At 61.8% G+C, this 16,017-nt stretch carries 17 protein-coding genes; 10 read left to right on the top strand and 7 right to left on the bottom strand.

Features of this window, described 5'->3' with window-relative positions; all coding sequences use genetic code 11:
* Nucleotides 1-255: 255 nt before the first annotated feature.
* The 7 genes from NKJ64_RS28710 to panB form a co-directional block, all read right to left on the bottom strand.
* Nucleotides 256-1,221 carry a hypothetical protein gene (locus NKJ64_RS28710; protein ID WP_023820363.1) on the bottom strand — a complete coding sequence of 322 codons (966 nt, stop codon included), beginning with the start codon at nucleotides 1,219-1,221 and terminating at the stop codon, nucleotides 256-258.
* Nucleotides 1,222-1,400: 179 nt separating this feature from the next.
* On the bottom strand, nucleotides 1,401-1,811 hold the full coding sequence (locus NKJ64_RS28705; RefSeq protein ID WP_023673629.1) for a DUF2285 domain-containing protein: 411 nt from the start codon (nucleotides 1,809-1,811) through the stop codon (nucleotides 1,401-1,403).
* 58 nt (nucleotides 1,812-1,869) lie between these two features.
* Nucleotides 1,870-2,244, bottom strand: a complete 375-nt coding sequence (locus NKJ64_RS28700) for a transcriptional regulator domain-containing protein (RefSeq protein WP_352461172.1) — start codon at nucleotides 2,242-2,244, stop codon at nucleotides 1,870-1,872.
* A gap of 22 nt (nucleotides 2,245-2,266) precedes the next feature.
* Nucleotides 2,267-2,899, bottom strand: coding sequence for an acyl-homoserine-lactone synthase (locus NKJ64_RS28695; RefSeq protein WP_023707030.1), 633 nt, complete (start codon nucleotides 2,897-2,899; stop codon nucleotides 2,267-2,269).
* Nucleotides 2,900-2,991: 92 nt separating this feature from the next.
* On the bottom strand, nucleotides 2,992-3,717 hold the full coding sequence (locus tag NKJ64_RS28690) for a LuxR family transcriptional regulator (RefSeq protein WP_023708081.1): 726 nt from the start codon (nucleotides 3,715-3,717) through the stop codon (nucleotides 2,992-2,994).
* A gap of 93 nt (nucleotides 3,718-3,810) precedes the next feature.
* A complete protein-coding gene (gene panC, locus NKJ64_RS28685; RefSeq protein ID WP_023740408.1) occupies nucleotides 3,811-4,674 on the bottom strand; it encodes a pantoate--beta-alanine ligase in 864 nt (287 codons plus the stop codon).
* Nucleotides 4,671-5,531, bottom strand: a complete 861-nt coding sequence (gene panB, locus NKJ64_RS28680) for a 3-methyl-2-oxobutanoate hydroxymethyltransferase (RefSeq protein ID WP_352463725.1) — start codon at nucleotides 5,529-5,531, stop codon at nucleotides 4,671-4,673. Before panB ends, panC begins: the two co-directional genes overlap by 4 nt.
* A 162-nt stretch (nucleotides 5,532-5,693) precedes the next feature.
* On the opposite strand from panB, the gene NKJ64_RS28675 reads away from it, so the two are divergent.
* The 10 genes from NKJ64_RS28675 (at nucleotide 5,694) to groES (ending at nucleotide 15,956) form a co-directional block, all read left to right on the top strand.
* A complete protein-coding gene (locus tag NKJ64_RS28675; RefSeq protein ID WP_023673634.1) occupies nucleotides 5,694-6,662 on the top strand; it encodes an NUDIX hydrolase in 969 nt (322 codons plus the stop codon).
* A 67-nt stretch (nucleotides 6,663-6,729) separates the two neighbouring features.
* Complete coding sequence (gene nadA / locus NKJ64_RS28670) at nucleotides 6,730-7,704, top strand: quinolinate synthase NadA (RefSeq protein WP_023724715.1); 975 nt, start codon at nucleotides 6,730-6,732, stop codon at nucleotides 7,702-7,704.
* A complete protein-coding gene (locus tag NKJ64_RS28665; protein ID WP_023697791.1) occupies nucleotides 7,701-9,245 on the top strand; it encodes an L-aspartate oxidase in 1,545 nt (514 codons plus the stop codon). Before nadA ends, NKJ64_RS28665 begins: the two co-directional genes overlap by 4 nt.
* On the top strand, nucleotides 9,242-10,096 hold the full coding sequence (gene nadC / locus NKJ64_RS28660; RefSeq protein ID WP_023673637.1) for a carboxylating nicotinate-nucleotide diphosphorylase: 855 nt from the start codon (nucleotides 9,242-9,244) through the stop codon (nucleotides 10,094-10,096). The genes NKJ64_RS28665 and nadC overlap by 4 nt, the downstream gene beginning before the upstream one ends.
* 92 nt (nucleotides 10,097-10,188) lie before the next feature.
* Nucleotides 10,189-11,202 carry a biotin synthase BioB gene (gene bioB / locus NKJ64_RS28655; RefSeq protein WP_031198739.1) on the top strand — a complete coding sequence of 338 codons (1,014 nt, stop codon included), beginning with the start codon at nucleotides 10,189-10,191 and terminating at the stop codon, nucleotides 11,200-11,202.
* A complete protein-coding gene (locus tag NKJ64_RS28650) occupies nucleotides 11,199-12,350 on the top strand; it encodes an 8-amino-7-oxononanoate synthase (RefSeq protein ID WP_023685573.1) in 1,152 nt (383 codons plus the stop codon). Before bioB ends, NKJ64_RS28650 begins: the two co-directional genes overlap by 4 nt.
* A complete protein-coding gene (gene bioD / locus NKJ64_RS28645) occupies nucleotides 12,347-12,982 on the top strand; it encodes a dethiobiotin synthase (RefSeq protein ID WP_023673640.1) in 636 nt (211 codons plus the stop codon). The genes NKJ64_RS28650 and bioD overlap by 4 nt, the downstream gene beginning before the upstream one ends.
* Nucleotides 12,982-14,247 (top strand): adenosylmethionine--8-amino-7-oxononanoate transaminase, encoded by a 1,266-nt coding sequence (locus NKJ64_RS28640; RefSeq protein WP_023673641.1) that lies wholly within the window; start codon nucleotides 12,982-12,984, stop codon nucleotides 14,245-14,247. The genes bioD and NKJ64_RS28640 overlap by 1 nt, the downstream gene beginning before the upstream one ends.
* Nucleotides 14,244-15,227, top strand: coding sequence for a 3-oxopimeloyl-[acyl-carrier-protein] synthase BioZ (gene bioZ / locus NKJ64_RS28635; protein ID WP_023685574.1), 984 nt, complete (start codon nucleotides 14,244-14,246; stop codon nucleotides 15,225-15,227). The genes NKJ64_RS28640 and bioZ overlap by 4 nt, the downstream gene beginning before the upstream one ends.
* Nucleotides 15,228-15,659: 432 nt before the next feature.
* Entirely contained in the window at nucleotides 15,660-15,956 is a 297-nt protein-coding gene (gene groES, locus NKJ64_RS28630; protein ID WP_019863563.1) for a co-chaperone GroES, read from the top strand.
* Nucleotides 15,957-16,017 lie beyond the last annotated feature (61 nt).

Below are 16,017 nucleotides of genomic sequence, written 5' to 3'. Positions count from 1 at the left end.
TCCGTAAAGGAGGTTTTCGAAGAGCATCTGAGGCTTCGCGCGGCAGGCGATATCGAGGAGGATCTCTTGGGCGCACTGCCATCTAACCTCGATTAAACAGGCACTGATGCGCTGGCTGGAGCAATGGCGAGACTCATTGCACCAGCCAAGTTCAGGGCATGTGCAGACAACCGCTTTTGGCCCGGAACAGATCGATTGGCGGCATAGCCTTATCTTTCCCTCACAACGGGAAGGCTGTTTCGGGACTTTTCGAAATCAGCGGATCACAGGCTCGCCATGGAAGCGGCGGCGCGATGGAGGAGAAACGCCGAAGCCAACTTCCATCATCAGCCGTGGCCTGTGCGACGGCACGGTGCCCATATGGAACCCGAACGGATCCTCGACGAAACCGAAACCGGCCATGCCGGTCAGCGTGACCGGACTCTGCTTGCCGTAGACGTCCAGAATCTCTTGCGCTGGATGGCCGACGACAAGCGTAAATTGGTGCTTGAGGGCGCGGCGATCATGGCTGCCGCGAACATAGATATGCGGGCCGGTCCCCTCGTCGACGGGCACCAGATAGAAAAAGAACTTCAGCATCCGCCAGTCGTCCAGGTCGAAGTGGTATTTGCCGAGCGAAGCCAGGTTCTTGTCCGCGTCCGACGCCTGGCCGGTCGGGAAGCTCCACCAGACGCGCGTCGTGATCAGCGTCGCCTGGCCGCCGAGATAGTGCGCCGCGATATCCATGAGCAGCGGATCGTTTTGGATGGCAACGGCCGACTTACAGCCCAGAATGCGCTCGAAATAATGGCCGCTGAGCAACGGACGGCCAAATCGCGCCTCAGCCTCCGCATGCTCCGCCGGCATGAACTCGAGTCGGCGATCGAAATTGCCGAAACAAGGTGTGCACCTGGCGAATGCGGCTACATCTTCAGCCACCATTGCAGGCAGGACAAGGCCGGGAAAAAGCCCATCCATCCGCAGCGCGTCGACAACGTCGTGGCAATTGACACCGGCAAACATCGTGTCCTGGGCTCTTTGCGGCCTTCGGACCGGCTTTGCACCACGCCAGTGCATTCTCCGTGCCGGCATGGTGCGCGCCAACATGAACATGGGCAGCCACGCCGGGTTCTCGCGAATATCCGACAGGTAGGTCGGAATGCGTACGGCTATGCGACGCAGCATGCTGCCGTTTCGCGCGATTGTCTCAAGGCTTGCAGCGCCGGCTTTGTCGGAGTTCATAACGGTCATCGGGGTCCTCAGGTCATGAATGCACTTATCGACGAAGTTGGGTCCCGGTGTTTCGCCGAAACCCGATTCGCCGCGGAAGAACTAGGCGCTTGCCACGTTTTGTGCAACGCACCATTGCAGTGAGAAAATGGAGGTTGCGCGTTCGTATAAGACAATCGCAACCACTCCAATTACCTCAGGAACTGTCTGTAGCCGCCGCCCATCAGGTAGCGGCCGCGTTGGATGGCGCGACGTACCTGATCGCGAAGATGGCCGCCTGGATGACGCCAATCTTCTTCGACACGGCGTCTCCCGAACAAGGCAATGGCGACCTCCTGATGAGATGCTCCCGCCAGCGAGCCATCCAAAGCCTGCAGTACAATACGCAGACGCGCTCCGCGGTGTTCCGGCGGAAAGCAAGCAGCTGACACGCGGCGGCAATCATTGATGTCGTTCAGGAACTGAAGGGCAGCGACATGGAACTTGAGGTGCTGCGGCTGAAGGATTGCGTCGACATATAGCCGCAACGGGCGGAGGACGGACGCACCGGAAACGGCGATCTGCAGACTCCGGCAGTTCTCCCTCAGCAGCACGTGCTGCATGCCCGCAGCTGTCAGCAGGATGTCCTTGCAGCATGAGAGCGAAGAAAGGTGAAGCGGTTCAAAATCGTGGTCGAGCCCCAGCGGCTCCGCGGCCGCTCGTAGAATACAGGCGCAATCGCGCGGATCCCAAAAGACCCTCGCCGATGTAGCGTCCGACTGTGGCGCGTCCGCGAAAAAGGAGGCTCCATTGTCTTAGGAAAGCTGATTCTGTCGTCAACTCGATTATCTTCATGTCGGCCTGGGTTCCGACGAAGCAGGCGGACGGTGCCATTTTGGCGTGGTCGCGCTGGAATTGTGGATTGCGCCGAAGAAACTCCCAGGCCCAGCCAGTGCGTGGCAATCGTCTGGCGTAGTGGTAAGCGTCCTGGCGACGCCAGTCCGGCCAGCATACAAGGCCGACCGTCGCTTCCTTGGGCAAACCAGCATCCTTCATGGCACAGGTGTCCACAATGGCGCTATGCTGACGGGCCTAGAACCGGTTGCCACAGTACCGGTCCGCTCAGACGTCCCCTGCTGCGGATGCGCAAAAGGCTCGCGTGGGAAATCTCGAGAAACCCAGCCACCGCCTCCGTTTTGCCGACGCACTTGGGTTCTCCGATGCGCGACAATGGCCACGTAGCAAGGCGGAGGATCCGCTCCATGCGCGTGTCCGTCACCGTTACGATCCGGGTCAGATCCTTGGCCAAGCCGAACTCGATCATGCCCGCGAAGAGCTCGTAGGTCGCCTGAGCCAGCCCGCCCGCTGCCTTGGGCGCCGACGGAGGAAGATCGAGCGCGAAACGACTGCTCTCCCATATGTCGGTGGTCGAGGGCACGACGTCAGCACCCAGCAGCACCGGGAAGGTGTCGCGCAACATTGTGGGTCCGGTGCTGGGCAAAAGACGTACGCAACCGCGAATTCGCCAGTCGGATCCTTTGAGGAGCAGATAGACAGGCTTGAGAGCATCAAACGGATCGGATTCCATCTGGTCTTCGGTATCAACTTCCCAATCGAGCCTTTCCTTGAACACCCGAAACCTGAGCCCGTGCATCTCTTTGAGCTCGCCTGCAAAATCACTGTAAAAGTCTGGTGCTATCAGTTGCATCATGGTCGCCTCCATGTGGGATGTGTTCCCGCCATCGAAGGGCAAAGCTGACAGCGATGCAGCCTGTAGAGGTTTACAGGTATCGTGGCTGAGAATCAGGATCTCGTCAGGCCGGAGGCAGCCATTCGTGCAACGGCTTGGTTGATCGTTCGAACGCCAAACTTTGCCTTGGCGTTTTCCAGATGAAAGGTCACGGTGCGCTTTGAGACGCCGAGAAGCTGGCTAGTATCCCAAGCCGACTTGCCGCGCGCCGCCCATTTCAGACACTCGAACTCCCGCGGGGTCAGCGTTACACCATCCACCACGCGATGATCGGCGAGCCTTCGCCGGACATGGATATGAAAGTTGATGGCCACCAGCTGCAATGCTTTTTCGTAACGTGCCAGTGACCGCAACAGAGGCGGACGGGACTCGTCGGAAGCAAAGGTCAGGGCAGCAAACCGGCCGAGATGATCATGCATGGACATCGTCAGGCCGCCGCAGATGCCAAACTCAGCCGCACTCTCTAGAATTTGTTGCTGCGAATTCGGCAGACCGTGCCGAGCGCGATCCACACCCCAATCGAATGTATCCCAGCCTTGCAGCCCGCGCAGGATGACCGGATCGAGACTGTGGTACCGCTGTTGCAGATAACGTGACGTCCAGGATGAAGGATAGTTTGAAATTAATTGGGGGGCGTCGCCGGAGGCTGACGGGTAGGTGAAATAGGCGAATAGCGGGAAGTCGAAGCCGGCTGCAGCGGAGGCCATTGCCTCACCGAGATCGGCAGCATCAACACTTGCAGACAGTTGCTCGACGAAGTTCTCAAACACGCGATGCATGTGTCCTGTGCGTAACCTCCGTAACGCTCAATGCCAGGCAGAGACCTTGTTTTAGATGATCCCGGACGAATACGGCGCGTGCCGAGAACGTGGCTAATCTGTTGAACCAATCCGAAATAGTCTGACGTTGTCTATGAGCCGTGTGCCGCCGAGCCAGGCGGCGGCAAGCAACCGTGCCGGTCGATCGAGGCTTGTTATCGGGTGCAGATCTGCCTCATCGCGAAGTTCCAGGTATTCGACCTCGCGATAGCCTGCAGCCAGAATTGCTGCGCGAGATTCTGCAAGCGTTGGCAGGATGGGTGAGCCGCGCTCAAGCCGCTCAGCCGTCTTGAGCAGGACCGATGATAGCTTGGGAGCAACAGCGCGTTCCGCTGGCGAGAGCCGCACATTGCGCGATGATAGCGCAAGACCGTCGGCTTCACGGACTGTCGGACAGGCAACAATGGTGATTGGAATATCCAGATCCCGGGCCATGCGCCTGACCAGGTGAATTTGCTGAAAGTCCTTTTCGCCAAAGAAGCCGAAGTCAGCGCTGGTCTGCAGGAAGAGCTTGGCGACGACGGTCGCCACGCCGTCGAAATGCCCCGGCCGGAATGTACCGCACAGGCCTTCGCTGACACCGCAAACCGAAACGGTGGTGGCGAAGCCCGCCGGATACATCTCCTCTGCATCTGGCGCATAAAGCAGGTGCGCGCCAACCGGTGCCAGTTTGGCGGCATCCTCGTCCTCGGTGCGGGGATACGCGGCAAGATCGGCCTGGCTGTTGAATTGCTTCGGGTTGACGAAGAGCGTCACTATCACACGGTCTGCCTTCTCGAGTGCAGCGCGCACCAGGCTGAGATGGCCCTCATGCAGGACGCCCATCGTTGGCACCAGGGCTATCCTCACACCTTCGCAGCGCCATGCGGCGACGCTTTCGCGAAGCTGGTCAACGCTCCTGACGATCGGCACGCTCACGCTGCTTCTCCGCTCTTGGTGGCGTCCGTGTCGGCGGGCTTGGGCGCATCGGCAAACACGTGCTCTGCGGCGGGAAACTGGCGCTCCTTCACCTCGCGCGCATAGGAAGCGATCGCATCCGCAGCCGCCTCCCGGAGTTCAGCATAGCGCTTGACGAACTTGGGCCGGAAGTCGCCGAAGAGGCCCAGCATGTCGTCGACGACGAGAATCTGGCCGTCACAGGCTGCCGAGGCACCGATGCCAATGGTCGGGGTCGCCACCTCCTTGGTGATCCGGCGGGCGAGCGCCTCAGGAACCTTCTCCAGGACGACCGCAAAGGCGCCCGCTTCGCCCACCGCAATTGCGTCGCGCCTGATGCGCTCGGCATCCCCGCCCCTGCCCTGTACGCGGTAGCCACCGATGGTGTTGATGGCCTGCGGCGTCAATCCGACATGGGCCATGACGGGCACGCCGCGTGCGGCGAGGAAGCCGATCGTCTCTGCCATCGCTTCGCCGCCTTCGAGCTTGACGGCCGTGCAGCCGGTCTCGGCCATGACGCGCGCGGCATTGCGGAAAGCCTGCTCTGGGCTTTCCTCGTAGGAACCGAACGGCAGGTCGACCACCATCAGCGCCTGCTTGATGCCACGGCGCACCGCCTGGCCGTGCGTGATCATCATCTCCAGCGTGACACCGAGCGTCGAGGGCAGGCCGTGGAGAACCATGCCGACGCTGTCGCCGACGAGCACCACATCACAATGGGGATCGACAAGCCGGGCGACTGGGGTGGTGTAGGCGGTAAGGCAGACGAGCGGCGTCCCACCTTTGCGCGAACGAATATCCGGCGGTGTGATCGCCCTGGTGTCACCATAAGCGCTCATGGGACCCTCCTTCCCCTACGTTACCAGCTGCGGCTGTCGCCTTTGGCACATTTTTGTGCAGGTGCGAAGAGCAAAAAAATGGCCATGCAGCTGCGGGGTGTTGACGTGCCAATTGGCACGCTTACACTAAATCGATTAAGGTGCCCCCGAGTTGGCCAAATAATGGACGATCAGGCAATAGGACTCAGGAAAGACAGAGCCGCCGGCAAGGCCGACAACGTCAAAGTGGACTTGATCGCCTTTGTGGTCGCCGTAAACGGCAGTCAACCCTGTGTCCTCACCATCGGCCAGGCGGACACCTTGCCCTCCGGTCCCTTTGCGCTTGAGCACCGATCGCTGCAATCCGGCTTGAGGGGGTGGGTCGAGCAGCAAACCGGCCATCGGCTGGGGTACATTGAGCAACTCTACACGTTCGCGGATCGGGATCGCATCGGCGCCGAGCGCCAGCAGCGCGTCATCTCCATCAGCTATCTGGCATTGACGCGCAAGGAACAGGCAGCGGGCTCGCCCAAGTGCGGATGGCAGAGTTGGTATGAATATTTTCCATGGGAGGACCACCGCTCCGGCACGCCTGCGGTCGTGCTGGACGTTCTGCGGCCGCGCCTGATCGAATGGGCAAACGGGGTTGGCGATTCGGCCACGCGACGTGAACGCTGGCAGCGGGCGACGATAGCCTTTGGCTTCGACGACCGCCTTTGGAACGAGGAACTCACGCTTCAACGCTATGAGTTAGTCTACGAAGCAGGCCTGGTCCAAGAGGCCGTAAGAGGGCGGGACGCAGGACCCCCGCCGCTGGTGCCCAGCAAGTCCATGGTCGCCGATCATCGCCGCATCGTGGCGACCGGCATTGCGCGGCTGCGCTCCAAGATCAAATACCGCCCAGTCGTCTTTGAGCTGATGCCGCCGGTCTTCACGCTTTTGCAGCTGCAGCGAACCGTGGAGGCGCTCGCCGGCAGGCTCATCCACAAGCCGAACTTTCGCCGACTCATCGAACAGCAGGAGCTGGTCGAGGAGACCGGAGAGGCCACCACTGAGACCGGCGGCCGGCCAGCGAAGCTTTTCCGTTTCCGCCACGCCGTTCTCGACGATAGGCTCATCGCCGGGACAAAATTGCCGCTGGCACGGGGTTGACATCCCTTATACTCACAGCAAGTATATGCTGGTTATTGTCAGTTAGAGTATAAGCGGGAGGGGGTCGATGGGCGCCATGCTGCCTAGGGCCGCGTTGCTCTACGAGCGCGTCCGACGAGTGATCCCGCCGATTGAATGGCCGGCTTTCGCCGAGGATATCGAGGCGATCCTTGCGCTGAAGCGCGAGCGCAACGCGATCATCCTGGCGCACAATTATCAGACGCCCGAGATCTTCCACTGCGTGGCCGACATCGTCGGCGACAGCTTGGCACTAGCCCGCACGGCTGCGACGGTCGAGGCGCAAGTCATCGTGCTGGCCGGCGTCCATTTCATGGCCGAAACGGCCAAGCTCCTCAATCCGGGCAAGACCGTGCTCATTCCGGATCTCAGCGCCGGTTGCTCGTTGGCGGACTCAATCACGGCAGAAGACGTGCGCTTGATGCGCCAGCGTTATCCCGGCGTTCCGATCATCACTTATGTAAATACGTCCGCCGAAGTGAAGGCCGAGTCGGATATCTGCTGTACATCCGGCAACGCCAAGGCGGTCGTCGAATCCCTTGGGGTTCTCCGGGTGATCATGTTGCCGGACGAATATCTGGCCCAGAATATCGCCGCTCAGACAGATGTGCAGATCATCGCCTGGAAAGGGCGTTGCGAGGTGCATGAGCGCTTTACACCGGCCGACATCCGCGAGTTGCGCGAAAGCCATCCCGGCGTGGTCGTGCTCGCCCATCCCGAATGCCCGCCCGACGTCGTGGCTGAAGCAGATTTTTCCGGCTCGACGGCTGCCATGTCCGACTATGTCGAAAGGCAAAGGCCGCCACGAGTCGTGCTGATGACGGAATGCTCAATGAGCGACAACGTCGCGTTAGCCCACCCAGAGGTCGAGTTCATCCGGCCCTGCAATTTGTGCCCGCATATGAAGCGGATCACGCTTGCCAACATCCGCACGGCGCTCGAGCAGAACCACCATGTCGTAACCGTCGAACCCGGGATCGCCGGGCGCGCGCGGCTAGCGGTCGAACGGATGCTGGCAGTTTGAGCGCCGACCCCCGCAGCTTCTTCGGGCGGCCCATCATCATCGGCGGCGGCATCGCCGGACTGATGACCGCGCTTCAACTGTCGCCGGAGCCGGTGCTTCTTCTGTCAAGGTCGCTGCTGGGAGCTGACAACTCGAGCACCTGGGCCCAGGGGGGCCTGGCTGCAAGTTTCGGCGAAGACGACGATCCGGCAATGCACCTGGCCGATACGGTTGCCGCCGGGGATGGTCTCTGCGACAGAGACGTGGCGAGCCGCATCCTCCAAGCCGCGCCTAAGGCCATAGAGGGGCTTGCGGGCTTTGGGGTTCGCTTTGACCGCACGCCGGAAGGATCACTGTGCCTCGGATTGGAGGCCGCACACAGCCGACGTCGCATCGTTCATGCGCATGGGGACGGCACCGGGCGTGAGATCATGCGTGCGCTGATCGCGGCTGTGCGTTCCACTCCGTCGATAGTTGTCGTGGAGGGCGTGGAAGCGCGCCGGCTCGCCGTGCGAGAGAATGCGATCCGAGGCGTCTGGGCGAGCTGTTCGATCGCACCTTTCTTCTTCGGCTCACGGCGGGTCGTCCTCGCCACCGGTGGCATCGGGGGACTGTTTCTCGACACCACGAACCCTTGGGGCAGTTGCGGACAAGGCCTTGCGCTTGCGGCCCGCGCTGGAGCTGTCCTAGCCGACCTCGAATTCATTCAGTTCCACCCGACCGCGCTTGACGGCCCAGAACGCCCTATGGCGCTGGTCAGCGAGGCTGTGCGAGGCGAAGGTGCTGCCCTGATCGATGAAACCGGCCAGGCTTTTCTCCAGAGCGTGCCCGGGGCGGAACTTGCGCCTCGCGATGTCTTGGCCCGCGCCGTGTGGAACCATCTTGCGGACGGCCACCATGTTTTTCTCGATGCCCGACAACGGCCAGGCCCGGCATTCGCTCGACATTTCCCGACAATCGCATCAGCCTGCCTTGGAGCGGGCATCAATCCCGCGCGCGATCTCATCCCCATTCGTCCGGCCCAACACTACCACATGGGTGGCGTTGCCGTGGACAGCTCGGGCAGGACCTCCGTCAAGGGGCTGTGGGCCTGCGGCGAAGTCGCTTCGACAGGACTGCATGGCGCCAACAGGCTCGCCAGCAATTCCTTGACGGAGGCAATCGTGTGCGCCCGCTGGGTCGCTGAAAGCGTCGCCGGAACGCCTGCGCGCAGAACAAGGCCTGCGTTTGCGAACGTTTACCCACCGCCCGCTCCGATAGCCGTGCGCGTTTTTCTGTCGCGCGCACTCGGCATCGTCCGGGATGGTCAAGCGTTGAAAGCAGCCGCGCGTGCCTTATTGCCGCTCGCCGAAAGCAAGGATGCGGCCTCGGATCCGGCGGCTGTCGGGCTAATGATTGCTGTTGCCGCCTTGTTGCGCGAAGAAAGCCGCGGCGCTCATTACCGGACAGATTTTCCTCATCATGCGACTGCCGCCCGACGGTCCGAAATCACGCTCGAAGCCGCCTTGGCGGCCGCGCGGGAACTCGGACACTCGCCAAGCTCCGAAGGTGCAAAGGGATGATGCTCTCACCGCTCCCCACGGTCCTGCTTGAGCCGCTTGTACGGGCATCTCTTCTTGAAGACCTTGGCAGAGCCGGCGACTTGACCACGGACGCCATCGTCCCGAAGGAATGCCAAGCGGGAACCGTGTTGGTGGCGCGACAGTCCGGAGTTGTCGCCGGCATCGATCTGGCGATGCTCGCTTTCGGCTTGATTGATCCTGGTGTCGAAATCTCCGTGGAGCGGGCAGACGGCTGCAATGTCGTGGATGGAGAGGTCATTGCATCAGTGGTTGGCCCGGCCCGGGCCATTCTCACAGCCGAAAGGACGGCACTCAATTTTTTGTGCCATCTGAGCGGCATCGCCACAGCAACGGCATCGATGGTCGCTGCGGTTCGTGGATATGGCGCGAAGATCGTCTGCACCCGCAAGACGACGCCCGGATTGCGGGCAGTCGAAAAGTATGCCGTGCGCGCAGGTGGCGGGTCCAATCACCGCTTCGGCCTGGACGATGCAATTTTGATCAAGGACAACCACATCGCCATCGCAGGCGGCGTCCGGCCAGCGCTCGAGCGAGCACGAAGAGCGGCCGGTCATCTCGTCAAGATCGAAGTCGAGGTCGATACTCTGGCCCAGTTGGAGGAGGTACTTGGCTTCGCTCCCGATGCGGTTCTGCTCGACAACATGTCCCTCCCCGATCTTCGCCGCGCCGTCGCAATGGTCGGTGGCCGCGCTATCACCGAGGCTTCTGGCGGGATCACGTCCCATACAGCGCGAGCGGTTGCCGCGACCGGCGTTGATCTGATTTCGGTCGGCCGACTCATCCACAGCGCGCCGATCCTGGATATCGGCCTCGACCATCGGGGCTCATGATTGTCTGAGTAACGAACAGGATTGGGTCAACTGTCCTTTCCGATCATCATAGTCAGATAGCAAAGACCCGCAAGACAGACCGGAGGAACAGCATGGAGATGCAAACGGCAAGTTCAACGCAGACATCGCCACAGGCCAAATCTCTTGACCCCCCTGACCCTGGAGCGTGGACCTTGGAGAAGGCTCAGGCACTTTACCATGCCCCCTTCAACAATCTCCTCTTCCTGGCGCAAACGGTGCACCGCCAGAATTTCGATCCAAACAAGGTCCAGCTCAGCCGGCTGCTCAGCATCAAGACCGGAGGATGCCCGGAGGATTGTGGCTATTGCAGCCAGTCGGCGCGTCACGAAACCGGGTTGGAGGCGTCCAAGCTGATGGATGTCAGGCGCGTCATCGCCGAAGCGACCAAGGCGCGTCATGCCGGCGCCACCCGTTATTGCATGGGCGCGGCCTGGCGAAACCCCAAGGCGCGCGACATGGATGCGGTGGTGGCGATGGTCGAAGGCGTCAAGGCGCTGGGCCTGGAGACCTGCATGACACTCGGCATGCTCGATCTTGAGCAAGCCGCTCGACTGAAGCAGGCGGGCCTCGACTACTACAACCACAACATCGATACGTCAGAACGCTACTATAGCGAGATCATCGGTACGCGGAGCTTTGCCGAGCGGCTCGAGACGCTTGACCACGTTCGCAAATCCGGCATCAAGGTCTGCTGTGGAGGCATTGTCGGCATGGGCGAGGAGCCGGTGGACCGGATCGACATGCTGGTGACGCTGGCCAATCTGCCGGAACATCCGCAAAGCGTTCCGATCAACATGCTGATCCCGATCGCCGGTACGCCGCTTGCAGACGCCAAGCCCATTGAGCCGATCGAATTCGTGCGCGTGATCGCGCTGGCGCGCATCATGATGCCGAAATCGCATGTCCGTCTGTCCGCCGGCCGCACCGCGATGACTGACGAGATGCAGGCGCTGTGCTTTTTTGCCGGCGCCAACTCGATCTTCTTCGGCGACACGCTGCTGACGGCGGACAATCCCGGTGAGGACAAGGATACCCTGCTGTTCCGGCGCCTTGGCATCGATCCGATGGAACTCGAGGCGCAATGAACGGGGCGCCGCTTGCCCGTTATGATGCGACCTTGCAGGGGCTAGCGCGCAAGGACCGGCTGCGGACGCTTTCGCCCCGCGCCGGGCTGGACTTCTCGTCGAACGACTATCTCGGGCTGGCCGCGTCCAGAAGACTTGGCGATGCGGTTGTGGCGGCGATTGCGCGGGGCACGCCGGTTGGCGCCACCGGGTCGCGGCTGTTGCGCGGCAATGCACCGGAACACGAGCAGCTCGAGGCAGACGCGGCGGCATTCTTTGGAGCCGACCGCGCGCTGTTCTTCGGCAGCGGCTACATCGCCAACTTCGCTCTGCTGAGCGCCCTGCCGCAGAAGGGCGATCTTTTGGTTGTCGATGAGCTCGCCCATGCCAGCATGCATGAGGGTGCGCAGGCCGGGCGCGCACAGTTCGTGCTGGCCGCGCACAACGACGCCACCGCTGTCGAGGATGCGATTACACGTTGGCGCGTCGCAGGCGGCATGGGATGCGTCTGGATCGCGGTGGAAAGCCTTTACAGCATGGATGGCGACTGCGCGCCTTTGGAGAGCCTGGTCGCACTTGCCGATCGGCACGGCGCATTCATCGTCATTGATGAGGCGCATGCCACCGGCGTCTGGGGACCGGATGGCCGGGGGCTTGCCGCCGCTTTCGAGGGCCGCGACAACATCATAGCGCTCCACACCTGCGGCAAGGCGCTCGGCGCATCTGGTGGGCTCGTCACCGGGCCGAGGGCACTGTGCGAATATCTGATCAACCGTTGCCGTCCATTCATCTACGCAACCGCGCCATCGCCACTGATGGCGGTCGTGGCGCGCGAGGCACTCGCAATGCTCGCCGACGAGCCTATGCGGCGTGTTCAGCTGCATGAACGCGTCGCCAGCGCCGGCCGGTTGGTCAATCGCTGGGGTGTGACACCAAGTGGCTCTCAGATCCAGCCCTTAGTAATCGGCGATGTAAGGCGCACCATGGCAGTGGCGGCGCGCCTGCAGGCCCGCGGCTTCGACATACGCGGCGTTCGTCCTCCGACCGTGCCCGAGGGCACGTCGCGGCTGCGCATCTCACTGACGCTCAATATTGGCGAAGCCGACATTTCCGCCATGGTCGAGGCGCTGGTCGAGGTGTTCGCCGAAACATCACCGGAGGCGATATGACCCAGCGCATCGTCATCACCGGAACGGATACCGGAGTTGGCAAGACCGTGTTTGCGGCTGGGCTCGCCGGTTTGCTGGACGGCTTTTACTGGAAACCGGTGCAATCGGGCCTCGACGGCGAGACCGACAGCGAGGTTGTCGCGCGGCTTGCCGGCTTGCCCTCAGAGCGCGTGCTGCCGGAAGCCTACCGCTTGCGGAGCCCGCTGTCGCCGCATCGTTCGGCCGAGATCGACGGCGTGGCGATCAAGGCTGCCGATCTTGCTTTTCCCGTCCTACCGACGCCGCTCGTCATCGAAGGCTCCGGCGGCCTAATGGTGCCGCTCAACCGGCGCACAAGGTTAATCGACATCTTCGCTGAATGGCGGCTGCCCGTTATTCTGTGCGCCCGCACCACACTCGGCACCATCAACCACACCTTGCTATCGGTCGAGGCGCTCCGCGCCCGCTCCATCCCGTTGGCGGGCATCGCTTTCATCGGCGATGAGATGGCCGATACGCAACGGACCATCGTGGAATTCAGCGGTGCCCCGCAGCTCGGCAGGCTGCCGCACCTCGATGTGCTGACGGGCAAAACACTGAGGGACGCAATGGTTGCCGGCTTCGCCTTCGCCTCGATTACTGGAGGTGACTGATGTCGCAGTCTCATGTGTGGCATCCCTTCACCCAGCACGCACTCGAGCCTGCGATCCCAGAAATCGTCCTGACTGAGGGCGCCTATCTCCACAGGGCCGACGGCGCCCGCATCCTGGACGCCATCTCCTCCTGGTGGGTCGTCACACATGGCCACCGCCATCCCCGCATCATGAAGGCAATCGAGACAACCGCGTCGAGCCTCGACCAGATTATCTTTGCGGGCTTCACGCACGAGCCGGCAGAGCGCTTGGCCAAGGCGCTTGTCGGCCTCGCTCCCGCTGGACTCGACTGGGTGTTCTATTCCGACAGTGGCTCGACCTCAGTCGAAGTCGCGCTGAAGATGGCGCTCGGTTATTTCCGCAACATCGGCGCGCCGCGCTCGCGCATCGTCGTCATGGAGCACAGCTATCATGGTGACACGATTGGAACGATGAGCGTCGGTGCGCGTGGCGTGTTCAACGCCGCCTATGAACCCTTGCTGTTCGAGGTCGACATCATCCCCTTTCCGGCCGCGGGGCACGAGCAGGAGACGCTGGATCGTTTCGAGGCTGTGACCCGCGATCGACGAGCCGCAGCCTTGATCGTCGAGCCGCTGGTGCTGGGCGCCGGCGGCATGCTGATGTATCCAGCATCGGTTCTGGCCGAATTGAAGAAGATCACTGAGGCCTCCGGCTCGCTGCTGATCGCCGACGAGGTGATGACCGGCTGGGGACGCACCGGAACCATGTTCGCCTGCGAGCAGGCATCGATTTCTCCAGATATCCTGTGCACCTCCAAAGGCTTGACTGGCGGCACCATCCCGCTGGCCGTAACGCTTGTCACCGATGCCATCTTCCGGGCGCACTATTCCGAGGACCGGAAGAAGACGTTTTTCCATTCGAGCTCCTACACCGCCAATCCGATTGCCTGTGCGGCAGCACTCGCCAATGTCGAGATCTGGCGCGACGAGCCAGTGGCCGGGCGGATCACGGCCTTGAGCGTGATGCAGGCCGTCGGGCTGCAACGCTTTCGGGACAATCCATATTTTGCCGACTGTCGAGCCACGGGAACGATCGCGGCGCTCGACCTGCGAACCGGTTCAGCAGGTTATCTCGCCGAGATTGGTCCGAAGCTGCGCGCTTTCTTCCTCGAGCGCGGCCTGCTTGTGCGCCCGCTCGGCAATGTCCTCTACCTTCTGCCACCCTATTGCATCGCAGGCGACGAGCTCGAACGACTCTATGACGCCATCGAGGAGGCCGGGGAACGCTTCGGGTCAAGGCCATGAGCAAGTCGTCGCGCATTCTCGGACTTGGCCATCACGTGCCTGGGCGCAAGGTGGCCAATGCCGAGATCGAGAGCAATCTCGGCCTCGAGCCGGGCTGGATCGAAAGGCGTACCGGAATCCGTTCGCGCTTCTGGGCAACGGACGAAGACACGCTGTCGGGTCTTGCCACCCGGGCTGGCGACATGGCGCTGGTGAACGCCGGTATTGCGCGCCACGACATCGGTCTGCTGTTGCTTGCCACCTCGACGCCCGACCATCTTCTGCCGCCAAGCGCGCCGCTGGTCGCACACAAGCTTGGCCTTGGCCGCGCAGGCGCGGTCGATCTGACCGGCGCCTGCGCCGGCTTCATCTATGCGCTCATGTTTGCGGACGGGTTCACCCGCCTGCATGGCAAACCAGCGCTGGTCATCGCCGCCAACATCCTCAGCCGCCGCATCAATCCAGCCGAGCGCGCGAGCTCAGTCTTGTTCGCCGATGCCGCCGGCGCCCTGGTGATCGGTCAGTGCGATGATGCTGATCGGGGCATTCTCGGTGCCTCGGTGGCTTCGGACGGCTCGCGCTACGGGCTGATCCAGATTCCCGCAGGAGGAAGCAACACGCCGTTCCATGGCGACCTCGACCTCGGGCAGACCCGGATGACGATGACCGACGGGCCCGAAGTGTTCGCAAAAGCCGTCGAGATGATGACCGATTGCTCGACAGCCGCGCTAGCCACTGCGGGAGTGCGGCCACACAATGTCGGCCGGTTTGTGCCGCATCAGGCCAATACTCGGATTTTCGGCGCGGTCGGAAGAAACCTCGGCATTGCGGACCAAGCAATTGTCAAGACGATTGCCGAATACGGCAACTCTTCGGCCGCGACGGTCCCGCTGTCGCTCTCGCTCGCCAACCAGATGAAGCCATTCCAGCCAGGAGAGAAAATCCTTCTGGCGGCGGCGGGTGCGGGTCTCAGCGGCGGCGCTCTCGTGGTTGGAATCTAGCCGGCCGGCTCACGCGCGCAGGATTGGTCATGAACGGCAATAGGAGCAACAGAACCAATGCCAAAAAATGGCCTTCTGAAGCTCGACATGACCAAGCTGACGCAGCACGACCCGTGCGAGCCTCTGGATGAGTTCAAATGCAACACCCGTTGCACCAATCTTACCATCTGAATAAAGCTCAATTACAAAGGGTGAGCCGCCCCATATATGTCGGATACCCGACATTGTTCACATAAAAGGCTCGATGCTTACACGCTCTTTGCTGCCTGCTCTTTGCTGTCTTCTCTTTTCTCTTTGCTCTTTGCTCTTCCGTCTTGACTAGCAGGAGCCTGCGGCTTATCTCATTGCCGCGTTAGCACTCGCTTCGGCTGAGTGCTAGGCATGCTCCGGCAACGGAGCACCGTTCAACATCCGCACCAAGGAAATCCAAAAATGGCAAAGTCGAATTTCCGGCCGCTGCATGACCGCGTGGTCGTACGCCGGGTCGAATCCGAATCCAAGACCGCCGGCGGGATCATCATCCCGGATACGGCGAAGGAAAAGCCGCAGGAAGGCGAGATCATCGCCGTCGGCTCCGGCGCTCGCGACGAAGCCGGCAAGCTGGTCCCGCTGGACGTCAAGGCCGGCGATCGCATCCTGTTCGGCAAGTGGTCGGGCACCGAAGTCAAGCTCAATGGCGAAGACCTTCTGATCATGAAGGAATCCGACATTATGGGCATCATCGGCTGATTATCGGCCTCACCGTCAACTGAATTTCGGGCTTGATCGCAAGCCCCTGCCAGGAGCTAAA

Origin of the sequence: Mesorhizobium sp. M0062 (assembly GCF_040323125.1) — a bacterium.
Lineage (GTDB): Bacteria > Pseudomonadota > Alphaproteobacteria > Rhizobiales > Rhizobiaceae > Mesorhizobium.
The sequence above is the reverse complement of the archived record's forward strand: the minus strand, read 5'-3'. Positions and strand labels throughout refer to the sequence as shown.